The sequence below is a fragment of the Selenomonas sp. CM52 genome, assembly GCF_000292955.1.
In the GTDB taxonomy this organism is placed as follows: Bacteria; Bacillota; Negativicutes; order Selenomonadales; family Selenomonadaceae; genus Selenomonas.
Window position 1 is genome coordinate 1 of sequence record NZ_ALNM01000020.1, and the last position, 13,011, is coordinate 13,011.

Annotated in this window: 14 protein-coding genes and 1 pseudogene; 9 read left to right on the forward strand and 6 right to left on the reverse strand. The window is 55.8% G+C overall.

What is annotated here, in order from left to right:
* Both HMPREF1153_RS13220 and HMPREF1153_RS04455 read left to right on the forward strand, forming a co-directional pair.
* Window positions 1-110: pseudogene (locus HMPREF1153_RS13220) on the forward strand (cupin domain-containing protein); the annotation flags it as partial.
* Between the two features lie 79 nt (window positions 111-189).
* Complete coding sequence (locus HMPREF1153_RS04455) at window positions 190-576, forward strand: desulfoferrodoxin family protein (protein WP_009645875.1); 387 nt, start codon at window positions 190-192, stop codon at window positions 574-576.
* Window positions 577-633: 57 nt separating this feature from the next.
* On the opposite strand, the gene HMPREF1153_RS04460 is transcribed toward HMPREF1153_RS04455, so the two are convergent.
* The gene (locus HMPREF1153_RS04460; RefSeq protein WP_009645777.1) at window positions 634-1,383 is read right to left on the reverse strand and encodes a sulfite exporter TauE/SafE family protein; all 750 of its coding nucleotides are present in this window, start codon (window positions 1,381-1,383) and stop codon (window positions 634-636) included.
* Window positions 1,384-1,461: 78 nt separating this feature from the next.
* Window positions 1,462-2,709 carry a threonine ammonia-lyase gene (gene ilvA, locus HMPREF1153_RS04465; RefSeq protein WP_009645863.1) on the reverse strand — a complete coding sequence of 416 codons (1,248 nt, stop codon included), beginning with the start codon at window positions 2,707-2,709 and terminating at the stop codon, window positions 1,462-1,464.
* Window positions 2,710-2,989: 280 nt separating this feature from the next.
* On the opposite strand from ilvA, the gene HMPREF1153_RS04470 reads away from it, so the two are divergent.
* The 4 genes from HMPREF1153_RS04470 to alr all read left to right on the forward strand — a co-directional run bounded on the left by HMPREF1153_RS04470 (window position 2,990) and on the right by alr (window position 6,510).
* Window positions 2,990-3,427 carry a universal stress protein gene (locus HMPREF1153_RS04470; RefSeq protein WP_009645881.1) on the forward strand — a complete coding sequence of 146 codons (438 nt, stop codon included), beginning with the start codon at window positions 2,990-2,992 and terminating at the stop codon, window positions 3,425-3,427.
* A gap of 61 nt (window positions 3,428-3,488) precedes the next feature.
* Window positions 3,489-3,905 carry a universal stress protein gene (locus HMPREF1153_RS04475; RefSeq protein ID WP_006192601.1) on the forward strand — a complete coding sequence of 139 codons (417 nt, stop codon included), beginning with the start codon at window positions 3,489-3,491 and terminating at the stop codon, window positions 3,903-3,905.
* A 158-nt stretch (window positions 3,906-4,063) separates the two neighbouring features.
* Window positions 4,064-5,341, forward strand: a complete 1,278-nt coding sequence (gene serS, locus HMPREF1153_RS04480; RefSeq protein WP_009645778.1) for a serine--tRNA ligase — start codon at window positions 4,064-4,066, stop codon at window positions 5,339-5,341.
* Window positions 5,342-5,391: 50 nt separating this feature from the next.
* On the forward strand, window positions 5,392-6,510 hold the full coding sequence (gene alr / locus HMPREF1153_RS04485; RefSeq protein WP_009645769.1) for an alanine racemase: 1,119 nt from the start codon (window positions 5,392-5,394) through the stop codon (window positions 6,508-6,510).
* A gap of 256 nt (window positions 6,511-6,766) precedes the next feature.
* Here alr and HMPREF1153_RS04490 read toward each other — a convergent pair whose 3' ends face one another.
* From HMPREF1153_RS04490 to HMPREF1153_RS04500, 3 genes are all read right to left on the reverse strand, one after another.
* Entirely contained in the window at window positions 6,767-7,429 is a 663-nt protein-coding gene (locus HMPREF1153_RS04490) for a nucleotidyl transferase AbiEii/AbiGii toxin family protein (protein WP_232208186.1), read from the reverse strand.
* A 4-nt stretch (window positions 7,430-7,433) separates the two neighbouring features.
* Entirely contained in the window at window positions 7,434-7,802 is a 369-nt protein-coding gene (locus HMPREF1153_RS12540) for a hypothetical protein (protein WP_232208187.1), read from the reverse strand.
* A gap of 706 nt (window positions 7,803-8,508) precedes the next feature.
* Complete coding sequence (locus tag HMPREF1153_RS04500) at window positions 8,509-8,700, reverse strand: hypothetical protein (RefSeq protein WP_009645787.1); 192 nt, start codon at window positions 8,698-8,700, stop codon at window positions 8,509-8,511.
* A 62-nt stretch (window positions 8,701-8,762) separates the two neighbouring features.
* On the opposite strand from HMPREF1153_RS04500, the gene HMPREF1153_RS12665 reads away from it, so the two are divergent.
* From HMPREF1153_RS12665 to HMPREF1153_RS12890, 3 genes are all read left to right on the forward strand, one after another.
* A complete protein-coding gene (locus tag HMPREF1153_RS12665; protein ID WP_009645851.1) occupies window positions 8,763-9,644 on the forward strand; it encodes a hypothetical protein in 882 nt (293 codons plus the stop codon).
* A 16-nt stretch (window positions 9,645-9,660) separates the two neighbouring features.
* The gene (locus tag HMPREF1153_RS04510; protein ID WP_009645779.1) at window positions 9,661-10,272 is read left to right on the forward strand and encodes a hypothetical protein; all 612 of its coding nucleotides are present in this window, start codon (window positions 9,661-9,663) and stop codon (window positions 10,270-10,272) included.
* Between the two features lie 141 nt (window positions 10,273-10,413).
* Window positions 10,414-10,611, forward strand: coding sequence for a hypothetical protein (locus HMPREF1153_RS12890; RefSeq protein ID WP_037369855.1), 198 nt, complete (start codon window positions 10,414-10,416; stop codon window positions 10,609-10,611).
* 231 nt (window positions 10,612-10,842) lie between these two features.
* Here HMPREF1153_RS12890 and HMPREF1153_RS04520 read toward each other — a convergent pair whose 3' ends face one another.
* On the reverse strand, window positions 10,843-12,507 hold the full coding sequence (locus HMPREF1153_RS04520) for a methyl-accepting chemotaxis protein (RefSeq protein WP_009645792.1): 1,665 nt from the start codon (window positions 12,505-12,507) through the stop codon (window positions 10,843-10,845).
* Window positions 12,508-13,011: the final 504 nt, after the last annotated feature.

Genomic DNA, 13,011 nt, shown 5'->3' on the forward strand with positions numbered 1-13,011 from the left:
TCATCATCACGGGCAAGGGGACGTGTCACGGTCTGCGCAATACGGGCGAGGAAGATTTCATCTTCGTGAGTATCGTCGCACCAGTGCCGCCTGGATACAAGGAATTGTGAATGCGAGAAAAATATAGCCGTAGAAGATGTGATATGCTACAATATAAACAGGATTTTTTATCTTGAAGGAGGAGATATTATGGCAAAGAGGTTTTTCATTTGCAAGGAGTCGGGAGATATCGTCGGTCTGATTCATGACGGCGGCGGCAAGCTGTCTTGCTGCGGCGAGGATCTGAAGGAACTGAAGGCGAACACGACGGATGCAGCGCAGGAGAAGCATGTGCCCGTAGCGACGTATGACAAGGCGGCGCGCAAGGTCACGGTCGTCGTCGGTTCGGTCGCGCATCCGATGACGCCTGAGCATCTGATCTCGTGGATTCACCTTGAGACGAAGAAGGGAGCGCAGATCTGTCATCTGACGCCCGAGGACAAGCCTGAGGCGGTGTTCTTCCTCGCCGAGGGAGATGAGCCGGTCGCGGTCTACGAGTACTGTAATTTGCACGGTCTTTGGAAGGCGGATCTCTGATTTCTGAGCTGTAAACGAAAAAAGAGTCGAGTCAAAGCTCGGCTCTTTTTTGTTTGGCTACCCCTTCGATACGACGCTCCAGATCGTGTAAATGCAAGTGGCATAGAGGACGAAGAAGATCAGGCGGCGCAAGAGGCTTGTGGGAATGAAGCGCGCGAGCACGTGCCCGAGGGAAAGTCCTGCGGCGAGGGCGGGAAGGAGGTAGATGAACTCGTGGACGGCAGCCGTCAGCGGGTGTCCGCCGATCAGGTAGCCGATGAGCGACGTCGAGTTGCAGCAAAGGAAGAAGACGAAGCATGTGGCGCGGAAGGTTTCGGCGCTCATTTTCGTGTAGGCGAGGTAGATGAGGAACGGCGGTCCCGCCATGCCCGTCGTCATGGAGGAGAAGCCCGAGCACATGCCCGTGATGATCGTGTTGCGCCTTGATTCCGGGATGTGACGATGCGAGATCTGCATGATGAGGAGCGAGAGGAAGACGACGGTGCTGATCCAGACCTTCAAGGTGTCGCTCGATACATAGTCGAAGACGAAGAAACCGATGGGGATGCCGAGCAAGACACCGATCGCGAGGTGACCGATCAGAGGAAGGTTCGCCTTCTTGCGCATCAAATAGGCCTGCACGGTGTTGCCTGAGCATGCGAGAAGCAGCATGACGGGCACGACGATCTTCGGATCGTAGAAGAACATCAAGAGGGGCGCCGCCACGATGACGAGTCCGAAGCCCGTGATCGCCTGTAGGAAGGCGGCGAAAAAGATGGCGAGCAGGGGGCCTGTATGGGTCGCGAGCGCCGCAAGGTAATTTTCCATAAGGCAAAGTCTCCTTCATAAGCTACACGCACAAATGTCCGTGTTTTCGTAGAAAGGAAAGTTTTTCAAGGAGCTGCGTCAATAGATCTTTGTGACGGGCAGACCCTCTTTTTCCAAGGCGGCGGTCAGTCTTTCAATATGCTCGCGGTTGTGCGTCTCCACGGTGACTTCGAGCTGCACCTGCTGGAAGCTGTCGGTGACGCTCGCCTGGTTGTGGACGAGTTTGATGACATTGGCGTGCTCACGCGCGACGATTTCCGCCACCTTGAGAAGCTGGCCGGGCTTGTCGGGCAGCTGCACGGCGAAGCAGAAGATGCGGCCGCGCGCGATGAGGGACTTGCTGATGAGCGCCGATATGGTCGAGATGTCGATGTTGCCGCCCGAGAGGATGGACACGACCTTCTTGCCTTGGAAGGGCAGCCGTGTGAGCGCCGCGAGCGAGAGGACGCCCGCGCCTTCGGCGATGAGCTTGTGCTTCTCGATGAGGAAGAGCAGGGCGCTCATGATCTCCATCTCGGAGACGGTGATGATGTCGTCGAGATACTTGCGGCAGAAGGCGAAGGTCAGGTCGCCCGGCGTCTTTACGGCGCATCCATCGGCGACCGTCTCGACAGAGGGCAGCGTCGAGACTTGCCCTCGGCTGAAGGAGGCGGCCATGCAGGCGGCGCCCATAGGCTCGACGCCGATGACTTTGACCTCGGGGCGCACGGATTTCGTTGCGAATGCCACGCCCGAGGCGAAGCCGCCGCCGCCGATGGGCACGAGGATGGCGTCGACATCTTTGAGTTCGTCGATGATTTCGAGCGCCGTCGTTCCCTGCCCCAAGAGCACGTCGCGGTCGTTGAATGGATGGACGTAGACATAGCCCTTCTCCGCCTGCAGTTCGAGCGAGCGCTTGTAGGCGTCATCGAAGGTGTCGCCTGCAAGCACGACTTCAGCGCCGTAGGAGCGCGTCGCCTCGACCTTGAGGAGAGGCGTCGTAGCGGGCATACAGATGACGGCTTTGACGCCGAGTCGCTGGGCAGCGAGCGCGACGCCCTGCGCGTGATTGCCGGCGGACGAGGTGATGACGCCCTTGGAGCGTTCCTCATCCGTCAGATGAGCGATCTTGTTGTAGGCGCCGCGCACCTTGAACGAGCCGGTGTTCTGAAGATTCTCGGGCTTCAGATAGACGTCGTTTTGGCTCAATGCGGAAAAAAAGGGGCTGTCGAGGAGCTGCGTTTTCTTCGTCACGCCGTCCAGGGTGCGTGCCGCCTCATATACGCCGGCAATGGTCGTTTCCTGCAGGATGGCGGAAATATCGTTCGCCGGTGAGTTCTTCTTCATGGAATTCCTCCTAGATTCATGCTCAATCGCATGTTCTGCGCATGGTCAAGGGCAGGGGCGTTTCATGCAACGCATTCCCCCCGGATCAGCGCGTTTGTCTGCGTTTCTATTATATCACGCGAAGGGTGCGATTGGCAGGTTTTTGCTTTGGAGTGTAGAGGAAAATCAGCGAAAATCAACGAAAAATTTCCAAAAAATTTCTAAAAAGGGAGAGGATTTTCCTTCTCTTTCACGAACTATACAGGTAGAAAGACAGACCATGGTGGAAGGAGGTGCCAAGGTGAAGGATAAGATGAAGTTCCTCGTGCCGGTGGACGGCTCGCTGCATTCCAAGAAGGCGTTGGAGATGGCGGTGAAGCTCGCAGAGCCGGTCGGAGCGCATATCGACATCCTCTTCGTGTCCTATTTCGAGAGGGAGACCGACGGCGACCCCGATCATCCGTCGTGGCTTCCTTTGAGCGTGATGGCGAAAGGCGTATCTTCCGCCGAGGAGGTCTTGGAAGAAGCGCGGAAGGAATTGCCCGCGGGCTTGGATGCCGAGAGTCATGTGGTGGTCGGCATGCCGTCCCGCAAGATTGTGGAATTCGCGGCGGCAAACGGGCACGATCTCATCATCATGGGTGGCCGGGGGCTTTCTCCTGTCACAGGTTTCCTGCTGGGCAGCGTGAGCCAGGAGGTCATGGAGGAGGCGAAATGCGCCGTCCTCATTGCCAAATGAGTCAAGGGCGGCGCATGGCGCAGCTTTGACAAAGGCTATTGGTAGAAGGAGGGTTTATACCATGTTGAAGAACATTCTCGTCCCCATTGACGGTTCGGAAGGCTCGGATCGCGCCGTAGCGGAGGCGATCAAGCTCGCGGAGGTTTGCGAGGCGAAGCTGAACTTCCTCTACATCGCGAATATCAACCAGCTCGCGATCAATGCCTGCTTGTCCGACGTGGTGCTTGAAGCGGTCACGAAGGCGGGCAACGTGATTCTCGATCGCGCCATGCAGATGGTGCCGTCGGGCATCAAGAAGGAAGCGTTCTCGGAGACGGGTTCGCCCGCCGTCGCCATCCTCGATTTCGCGGAGCACAGCGGCACGGATCTCATCGTCATGGGAAGCCGCGGCCTCGGTGTTGTCAAGGGCGTGCTTCTCGGCAGCGTGAGCCAGTACATCGTCGAGCAGGCGAAGTGCCCTGTGCTCGTCGTCAAATAGCGGCTGATTTTCCAAGGGGCTGTGGGGAAATGCGAAAGTATTTTCCCCATAGCTCCTTTTGTCGTCATAGGAACTTTGCCGTAAGCGCCCCGCCTGTGCTATAATACGAAGATAAAACGATTTGTGGCAGATATTTTCTGCCAATGGGAGGATTCGACATGCTGGACATCAAATTTGTCAGGGATCATATCGACGAGGTGCAGGCGATGCTCGAAAAGCGCTGTAACCCGCTGAAACTGAGCGGCTTCAAGGAGCTTGAGGAGAAGCGCCGCACGCTCCTGCAGGAGGCGGAAGAACTCAAAGCGCGGCGCAACAGCGTGTCGAAGGAGATCGGCGCGAAGAAGAAGCAGGGCGAGGACGTCACGGCGATCTCCGCCGAAATGCGCGAGGTCGGCAGGAAGATCGCCGATCTCGACGCTCGGACGCGCGAGGTGGAAGACGAGCTGCACACCATCCTCCTGAACATCCCGAACATGCCGAAGGACGACGTGCCCGTCGGCAAGGACGACACGGAGAACCCTGAAGTGCGCCGCTGGGGCGAACCGCGAAAGTTCACCTTCGAGCCGAAGGCGCACTGGGATCTCGGCGCTGATCTCGACATCCTCGACGCCGAGCGTGCGGCGAAGGTCACGGGCGCACGCTTCACCTTCTACAAGGGACTCGGTGCGCGGCTCGAACGCGCCTGCATCAATTTCATGATGGATCTGCACGCGACGAAGCACGGCTACACGGAAATGCTCGCGCCCTACATCGCGAACGAGGCGAGCATGATCGGCACGGGACAGCTGCCGAAATTCGCCGAGGACATGTTCAAGCTCGAAGGCCTCGACTACTACCTCGTGCCGACGGCGGAAGTGCCGACGACGAACTATCACCGCGACGAAATCCTCGACGGCAGGAAACTGCCCGAGCGCTACACGAGCTACACGGCATGCTTCCGTGCAGAAGCTGGCAGCGCGGGGCGCGACACGCGCGGCCTCATTCGCCAGCACCAGTTCAACAAGGTCGAGCTCATCAAGTTCACGAAACCCGAAGACTCTTGGGATGAGCTCGAAAGCATGGTCGATGCGGCGGAAGACGTGCTGCGTATTTTGGAGATTCCCTATCACGTCGTGCTCCTTTGCACGGGCGACATGAGCTTCACGTCGGCAAAGACATACGACATCGAAGTCTGGATGCCCGCGCAGAACACCTACCGCGAGATCTCCTCGTGCTCGAACTGCCTCGACTATCAGGCTCGCCGCGCAAACATCAAGTTCCGCCGCGAGCCGAAGGCGAAGCCCGAGTTCTGCCACACGCTGAACGGCTCGGGGCTTGCCGTCGGGCGCACGGTCGCGGCGATCCTCGAAAACTATCAGCAGGAAGACGGCTCCGTGCGCGTGCCCAAGGCGCTCGTCCCCTACATGGGCGGCGTGGAAGTCATCGAAAAGCCGTGAAAGTAAACGTATGCGAAAATCACGCCCATCAAAGCGAAGGGGGCTTTCCCATGAGCAAGCGTGCCGTCTGGGCTGAAATCAGTCTCGAAGCGATCCGGCACAATTACCGCGTGATCGGCGAGGCGCTCTGTGGCGGCGCAAAACTCTGCGCCGTCGTCAAGGCGAACGCTTACGGGCACGGCGCTCTCACCGTCGCGAAGGAGGCGATCGCGGCGGGCGCGGCGTACCTCGCCGTCGCCACGCTCTCAGAAGCCGCCGAGCTTCGCCGCGCGGGGATTGGGACGCCGCTCCTCGTTCTCGGACTCATCGACCCTCTTGAAGCCGCCGAAGCTGTCGCCCTCGATGTGACGCAGACCGTCGCGAATCTCGCGCTCGCCAAAGCCATTTCCACCGAAGCCATGCGTCAGGAAAAGACAGCGAAGCTGCACCTCGCCATCGACACGGGCATGGGGCGCATCGGCTGTACGAGCGAAGAAGCGCCTGCACTCGCGCGTGACATCGCCGCCCTGCCGAATATCGAGCTGGAAGGCGCGTTCTCCCACTTCGCCATGGCAGACGTTCGAGACAAGGCGCACGCAAGAGGACAGCTTGCGCTCTTCCTGCGTGCCGCAGAAGCCATAGAAGAGGCGGGCGTTCATCTGAAGCTGCGCCATATCGCCGAGAGCGCGGCGATCCTCCAAATGCCCGAAGCGCATCTCGACATGGTGCGTGCGGGCATCATCCAGTACGGCATGTACCCGAGCGAAGAAGTCGCTCGCGACGTACGCGAGAAGTCGCCGCTTCGCCCCGCGATGGCGCTCAAGGCGCGTGTGCTCTTCGTCAAGGACGTGCCCGAGGGATTTGCCATCGGCTACGGTTGCACCTGGCACGCCAAGCGAAAGAGCCGCATCGCGACGCTCCCCCTCGGCTATGCCGACGGCTATATCCGCGCCCTCTCGGGCAAGGCGCACGTCGAAATCCTCGGCAAGACCGCTCCCGTCGTCGGGCGCATCTGCATGGATCAGTGCATGATCGACGTCACGGACGTCGAAGGAGTCGCCGAAGGAACGGAAGTCACGCTTTTCGGCTCGGCGACGCTGAGTGCCGACGATGTTGCCGATTGGCTCGGCACGATCAACTACGAGATCCCATGTCTCATAGCATCGCGCGTGCCGCGCGTCTATATCTGAGCTTTCAGGATATATATTCAGCGGCGTCCCGTTTCGCTTGAAATGGGACACCGTTTTCGTTTGACAAAGAGCCACATCACGCATCGGCTTGACGTGTAGGGCACGGAAAAGGCGAAAGAAGCCGCTGCATCCCTTGAAATACGACGGTTTCTCGCCCGACAGCAGAAAAACCGCCTTATCCCACGAGATAAAGCGGTTTTGCGGCATCGGAGCGGTTTATGGAAAGAACTGGCATGAGATTCTCTGCTCGTCGGTTTCAGCGGCGCCAGTCCTCTTGTTCATCGTCTTCTTTTTCTGCATCCGTTTCCTTGGCAGAAAGAGTTTTCGCTTCCTCCTCTGAATAGAGAAGATTCAGCTTTTCAAACATATTCAGATAAAGTCCTGCCAATGTGTCCTTATCGATCAGTGCGTCGTCCTGCGTGGAAGTGACATAATCAAAATAATCAAAGCCTTTATAGGTCAAAGCGTCCTTCAGCTGCTCCTTTGCAGACTCCGACAAGTCCTCAAAGTATCGATCGCAAATGAAGCAAATGTCATAGAGATCACGGATCTTATCCCGTCCCTGGTACGCGCCTGTTTTCAACTGGCAAATTCGGTCGATTGTGTAGACCTCTATTCCATTCACGCGATGATGCGTATTCGCTGGAATGCTGCGGCTGCGATAGGAGATTTCGATTTTTAATGGTTTCTGTATGGATGGGTCATATGCCAGCATGAATCGCTCGACGGTTGGCGTATCCTTGGCGATACGGAAAGAAAATCCATGCTTTTGGGAATAACTCTCGATGAATCCCTTGAGACGCCGTTTCTCTCCATCCAAGTCAATATCCTCGGAAAACCGATCTAGTCCATAAGCAAGAAGAAGGCTCGTCCCGCCTTTCAAGATGAACGTATCGGTTTCCTTGTTGAGTTCTGTCAAGAAATTACGCATGATTTCTATATGACGCATTTGTGCGGTATTCATTCGCCCTTTGCTCCTTCCTGAAAAGAATCCACTTCATTCGATACTCTTTTTCCATGAATCGGTCGATGTCTGCCCAGTGCGCTGTCTCGCGCAGTTTCCAAACAGCGGCAAAAATATCTGCGTCATAAATATCCGTGCAGATATAATCGCGGCGCATACCTTGCAAATTGGAGAAATCTCCTGCCAAGAGCAGATCAAGGCAGGCTCGGATGTGGTTTGCAATGTAGAAAGTCCCTTTTTTGCCCATAAGACTTTGATGCCGTTCGATCCCTTCTGTGCCAAACGGCGATTTCTCCGTATTCCATAAGGGAATGGTTTTCCATGACAACGACAGCGTATGCCAATCGCCGCTCGTTTCCAAACGGCACGGAATGTTGAGCGCATGAAGCCCCGATATGTATTCCATGACAACGCTCCTTTCCTATGGCGGGCAACCCTGCGCCTGCTATATATTCTCTTCTTGTTCATATTATAGCATCTTCGTTGCCTTTTGGGCATTCGATTGTACAGAAGGGGATGGAAAGATTGCAAGTTTAATTGTCGCATCGTTCTGCTAAAGAAAGATTGTATTTCTATTGTACCAAGAAGTGAGGCTTTACTATGAAAGTCCAAGAAGTCAAGCCCGAAGGGCGCAGACTGATTGGGTAACTTTCATTAAGGGCGGCGCACAATGTCCACAAAGTGGACGTTTGTGCGTGTAGCTTACTATGAAAGTCCAAGAAGTCAAGCCCGAAGGGCGCAGACTGATTGGGTAACTCGCACTTCTCGCTGCAAGGACGCACCTCCGGCGCGATCAGCAAGCTGAAGAACTCGATACGGAGATCGAGCGCCAGAAGGAATACGGAAAAGGCGAACTGCTCTTCGTCGATCCCTACAGCGAGGAACTGAAGAAAAGCTATCCCTATGAACGTGAAAAGCCAAAAGGCTTCGTGCCGTTCAAGTGAAGAACAAAAAAGAATCCCTCCGACGACAGTCCCGTCGGAGGGATTCTTTTTCGCTGTCTATATGTCCTGCACGGATTCGTTACTTTCCGGTCAGTCCATGACGCCCATCTTGCGTCCCCATTCTTGAAGCTCTTCCTGCGTCGGTGTTTCGTCGATCGGCCAGAAGTTCGGCGGACCCCAGTCATAGCCGAATTCCGCGACAACCTCGTCCATCGTCAGAACATCGCCCGCCATATCGGGATCGTTCAAATCATGCACCTGCGTGCTCGCCTGCTCTTTCATCGTCCGCGCTCCTTTCCGTCACAGCACCTGTTTCACTCCCAGTATACAGGAAAAATCGCCCTTTGGCAAAGCCTCGGAAAAAAATTCACGCCCGTCGGAAAGTGTGCAGTATTTTAGGCGTCGATCTCGATGAGCGCGTTCCAGTGCTCGATATGGATGCCATGGACAATTGGCTGCGTGGTATGACAAATCAGCAAGCAGCGGCGTTCATTGCTCAGCTTGCACATCAAAGCCCCATACTCACGCTTGATGCTTCGGCTAATGTTGGCATTTCGAGCAGACCTTATGGAAAGAGGCATGTTGTTCGCAATAAGGCGACGGATAGGCGCAAAAATCTTGTGGTTACGGGAAAAGTATTGAGTAACATGGAAGATTTCATAAAAAGTTCTGTCGTCATCGAGATCGCGCCAAATCGCAAAGCAGGAAGAAACCTCTCGGGCATGTCCGATGGACAAAAACGCGCACAACACCATAAAAATACGGTAAATGCGTATTATTACATCATGCTTCCCGTCAAGCACAATAACCAACTGAACACGCTTGTCTTGATTGCGGAGGAACGAAACGGCTGCCTTATTGGAGAAACAGCGCAAGTGGAGCTGTATCAAATCCAGTACGCAAATAAGGAGCGTGATCCCGCGTTGATGCCCACCCAACATAGGGTTAGCATAAACACGCGGCAACACGCTCCCACTACTGTTAGTATACGCGAAATGCTCGCCGGTGTCAAGACTTCCGATGGGAATTTCTACTATCAGCAAGCGTGGCATGGCGCGGCGAAGAATCAACAAAAAGAAGAGCCTCAAATGGCTCAGAACCCACGCGAACGAGTTTCGCGCGTCATCCGCAGCCATGGACGCTCTTTGTACATTCATTGTATCAAAAGACATCCAAAAAGTAAAGCCGGAAGAAGACTTCGTGCAAATGAAAAACACTACCGATGAAAGGAAGGAAAGCAGAATGAAGCACCCGAAACGCGACGTCTATATGGAAACGACGGAGAAGATCGTCGAGCTGCTCGAAGCCAGCCAGATTCCGTGGCAGAAAGGATGGGACGGCAAAATTGGCGCACAGTCCGACGGCACGCTCGCCGTCCATCCGGGCGCGTTCAAGGCGACGGACGACGCGAAGGAAGGCATCGAGCTGAAAATACAGAAGGACTACGCACGCAATTTCCGCGAGAACACCTTCAAGGAAGGCCTTTCCATCTACACGCCGACCGACGAAAAAGGCTGGCAGAAGCTCGATGAAGACTTCGCTGCACGCTTTCTGATCGACACGCTCCGAAACGGCAAGTACGACGATGGCCGCGTGGATGCCGACCTCCTCAAGGAAAACATCTACGATTTCGTCGGCAAGGCGATCCAAGAAAACAGCCCCTACAGCGTGATCTCGCAGGATGCGGGCTACGGTTACGACCGCGCCGTAGCCGCCTTCAGCCGCAAGGAAGTGAACGAAGCCTTCGAAACGCACCAGAAGAAAAGCGCGGGAAATTTCGCCGAGCAAGAAAAAATCGCGTCCCAAAGCGCAGCTCCCGAGGAAAGGGAAGAAGACGCAGGATGCGGCAGATAAAGAAAAAGCTGCCCGTTTCTTCCGATCCGCCGGAGTGCAATTCTCCCTGGGGAAAGAAACGAGCTGCCTCTCAATGCAAAGTATAAGGAAAGAAAGGGCTTTTGTCAATGGAAAATAAGAAAACGCAAGCTGGTACAAAGCATGCAAACAGAAAAGGCTACCAAATTTCTAGCTCCCGCCGGGGTCCAATTCCCCCTGGCAGCTAGAAAAGGCAACCTCATTAACTACAGTATAAAGACCGAAGAAGATCTTGTCAAGTTCAAACTGCAAAAAGAAGAAGAAAAGAAAGGCCAAGACCTTTTACCAGTCCGCCGGGCTTCAATTGCCCCTGGAGGGTAAAAGGTTCTTTGACCTCTTTGGTTTTAGTATAAAGACCGAAGAAGATCTTGTCAAGTAAGTCACCATCCCAATCATAAGTCGAACGGTATCACAAAAGCAGATCGGCAGGCACAGATCTCGGAGGATCTCCTGCATCGTGATTTTCATGCCGCGCTCAACTGGGTCACGACCCATATAAAAAGAGCGCGGGCATTGCTGCCTGCGCTCTTTTCTATGTGTGGGACGTCGATATCATACCTTAAACTTGCCGACCAGCCCCTCGAGGTTCGATGCGAGCTGCGCGAGGTTTTCGGCGGTGGCGGTGAACTCCTCGATGGAGGCGGTTTGCTGCTCGATGGCGGCGGCGGAGTCCTCGGAGAGGCTCGCGATATGCGTGGCGCTCTTTGCGACGCCCTGCGTCGTCGTCTCCATGTCCTTCGTATCGGACGAAGTCGAACGACTGAGCGCGCTGATTTCGGCGACGGCATCGGCACTGGCGCGCGAGCTCTCCAGGATGGTGTCAAGTGCGCCAGTGAGCCCCTTCACAACGGCGATGATCTCGTCGAGTTCGCGCACGAGCGTATCGTTTGCCGTGCGTGTCTGCGTGACCTGGCCGCGGATGTCGGCGATTTTTTTCGTCACCTCATCCGCGGCGTTGCCGGAGTTCTCGGCGAGTTTGCGCACCTCTTCGGCGACGACGGCAAAGCCGCGCCCCGACTCTCCCGCGCGTGCGGCCTCGATGGCGGCGTTGAGGGCGAGGAGGTTGGTCTGCCCGGAGAGATCCTTGATGATGTCGACGATCTGGTTGATGTCCTCCGCGTATTGGGTGAGCGTCTGGACATTTTCGTTCATCTCGTCAACGATGCCGCGTAGGCGATCCGTCTGCGCCGAGACATTGCTGACGTTCGTGCGCCCCGCTTCCGCGTGCTTCTTCGATCCGACCGAGAGATCGGACGAATGCTGTGCATAGTCGAGCATCTGCGTCATATTGCCCGCAATGGCGGTGACGCGATCGGAAAGCCCCTGCATATCTCTATTCTGTGCGTTCGCGTCGCCCGCGACGTCCGTAATGATGTGCGCGACGTGTTCGACGGCACGGCTGCTCTCGCTGCTCGCCTGCGAGAGGTTCGTCGAGAGGGCGGAGACCTGCTTGGCGGCGTCCTGTGCGCCGCGCATGATGGTCTGCAAATTCGCGACAAATTTATTGAAATACTGTACGATCTGCCCGATCTCATCGTCGCGCTCGGCGTGCATCCGCTGCGTGAGATCGCCGTCCCCCTCTGCAATGTCTGCAAAAGAGTGTGTCAACATAGCGAGCGGGCGCAGAATCTGCGTGAATATGACGAAGAATGCGCCGCCCACGATGATGAGGGCGAGCAGGATGACGATCTCCTGTACGGTCTTGGAGGCAGCGATCTTTTCCTGACTTGCGGCGTCGTATGCGCCGACGAGCTTATTGACCTCGGCAACGTAGTCCGCGACGGAAGCCGCGACCTTGGCGTCCGCTGCGGTGCGCGCCTCCGGGCTGTCCGCGTCCATCACGGCGGTAACCTGCGCGCGGTAGGCTTCCCAGCGCGGCTTTACCGCGTCGAGCTGCGCGCGTGCGGCAGGATCGTCCGTTTTCGTGAGGTTCAGCGCGGGATCGCCTGCATCGAGCCCTTTGAGAATCTTGTCGTACTGGGCGATAAATTCTTCGATGTTCTTCCGGATCGCGCCGGCTTCCGTGTCGTCCGCCGAGACGAGACGCGCGGAGAGCCACGAGAGCTGGTACGCCTTCATGCGCAGCGACCCGGAGGCGTTCACCATCGGCGAGTCGCCTTTGAGCTGGTCGAACGTGTGGAAGTTGAATCCAACGAGCGCAACGATGAAGACAAAAAGCGTGATGAGAATGGAGAGGAGTTTGACGCGAATGGACATTGCTTTCATAACCTTTCTGCATAACGTGAAGCTGTTATGCCGGGGCAAAATGCACCCGATTCCTATAGTATTCTTTTGTGATAATAGCACAGTCAATGATAAAATTCAAGTTGAAGCGTATGCGAGCAGTGCCGTGAAGGTTCAATTGATATCAAGACGGGTATAAAAACAGGGCTTTCCGTGCAACAATGTATTGTGTCGCGCAGAAAGCCCCAATTGTATATGCGTTGTATATAGGAATCACTGATAAATTCAGCCACCCATCTTCACACATCTGCGCTGTCCTCTCGTCGTCGACAAATCCTCGACGTAGCACCGCTACGCCTGTGGTTTGTCTCCTTGCTGAGCCGTCCAAGAGCCAAGTCCGAAGGACGCAGGCGATTGGGCAACGGCTCGTATGCGAAAACGTCCCAAGAATGCAAGCGCGAAGTGCGCCGCATGATTGGCTGACGTTGACCGCTATAGATACAGCGCATCTGTGCAAATCTGGGCGACCTCATTTTA

Bases quoted from the DNA above. Each gene is read 5' to 3' on its own strand.
- HMPREF1153_RS04475 (WP_006192601.1), top strand. From the start codon at position 3,489: ATGTTGAAGAACATTCTCGTCCCCATTGACGGTTCGGAAGGCTCGGAT.
- HMPREF1153_RS04460 (WP_009645777.1), bottom strand. From the start codon at position 1,383: ATGGAAAATTACCTTGCGGCGCTCGCGACCCATACAGGCCCCCTGCTC.
- HMPREF1153_RS12890 (WP_037369855.1), top strand. From the start codon at position 10,414: ATGCAAACAGAAAAGGCTACCAAATTTCTAGCTCCCGCCGGGGTCCAA.
- alr (WP_009645769.1), top strand. From the start codon at position 5,392: ATGAGCAAGCGTGCCGTCTGGGCTGAAATCAGTCTCGAAGCGATCCGG.
- HMPREF1153_RS04500 (WP_009645787.1), bottom strand. From the start codon at position 8,700: ATGAAAGAGCAGGCGAGCACGCAGGTGCATGATTTGAACGATCCCGAT.
- ilvA (WP_009645863.1), bottom strand. From the start codon at position 2,709: ATGAAGAAGAACTCACCGGCGAACGATATTTCCGCCATCCTGCAGGAA.
- HMPREF1153_RS04510 (WP_009645779.1), top strand. From the start codon at position 9,661: ATGAAGCACCCGAAACGCGACGTCTATATGGAAACGACGGAGAAGATC.
- HMPREF1153_RS04455 (WP_009645875.1), top strand. From the start codon at position 190: ATGGCAAAGAGGTTTTTCATTTGCAAGGAGTCGGGAGATATCGTCGGT.
- HMPREF1153_RS04520 (WP_009645792.1), bottom strand. From the start codon at position 12,507: ATGTCCATTCGCGTCAAACTCCTCTCCATTCTCATCACGCTTTTTGTC.
- serS (WP_009645778.1), top strand. From the start codon at position 4,064: ATGCTGGACATCAAATTTGTCAGGGATCATATCGACGAGGTGCAGGCG.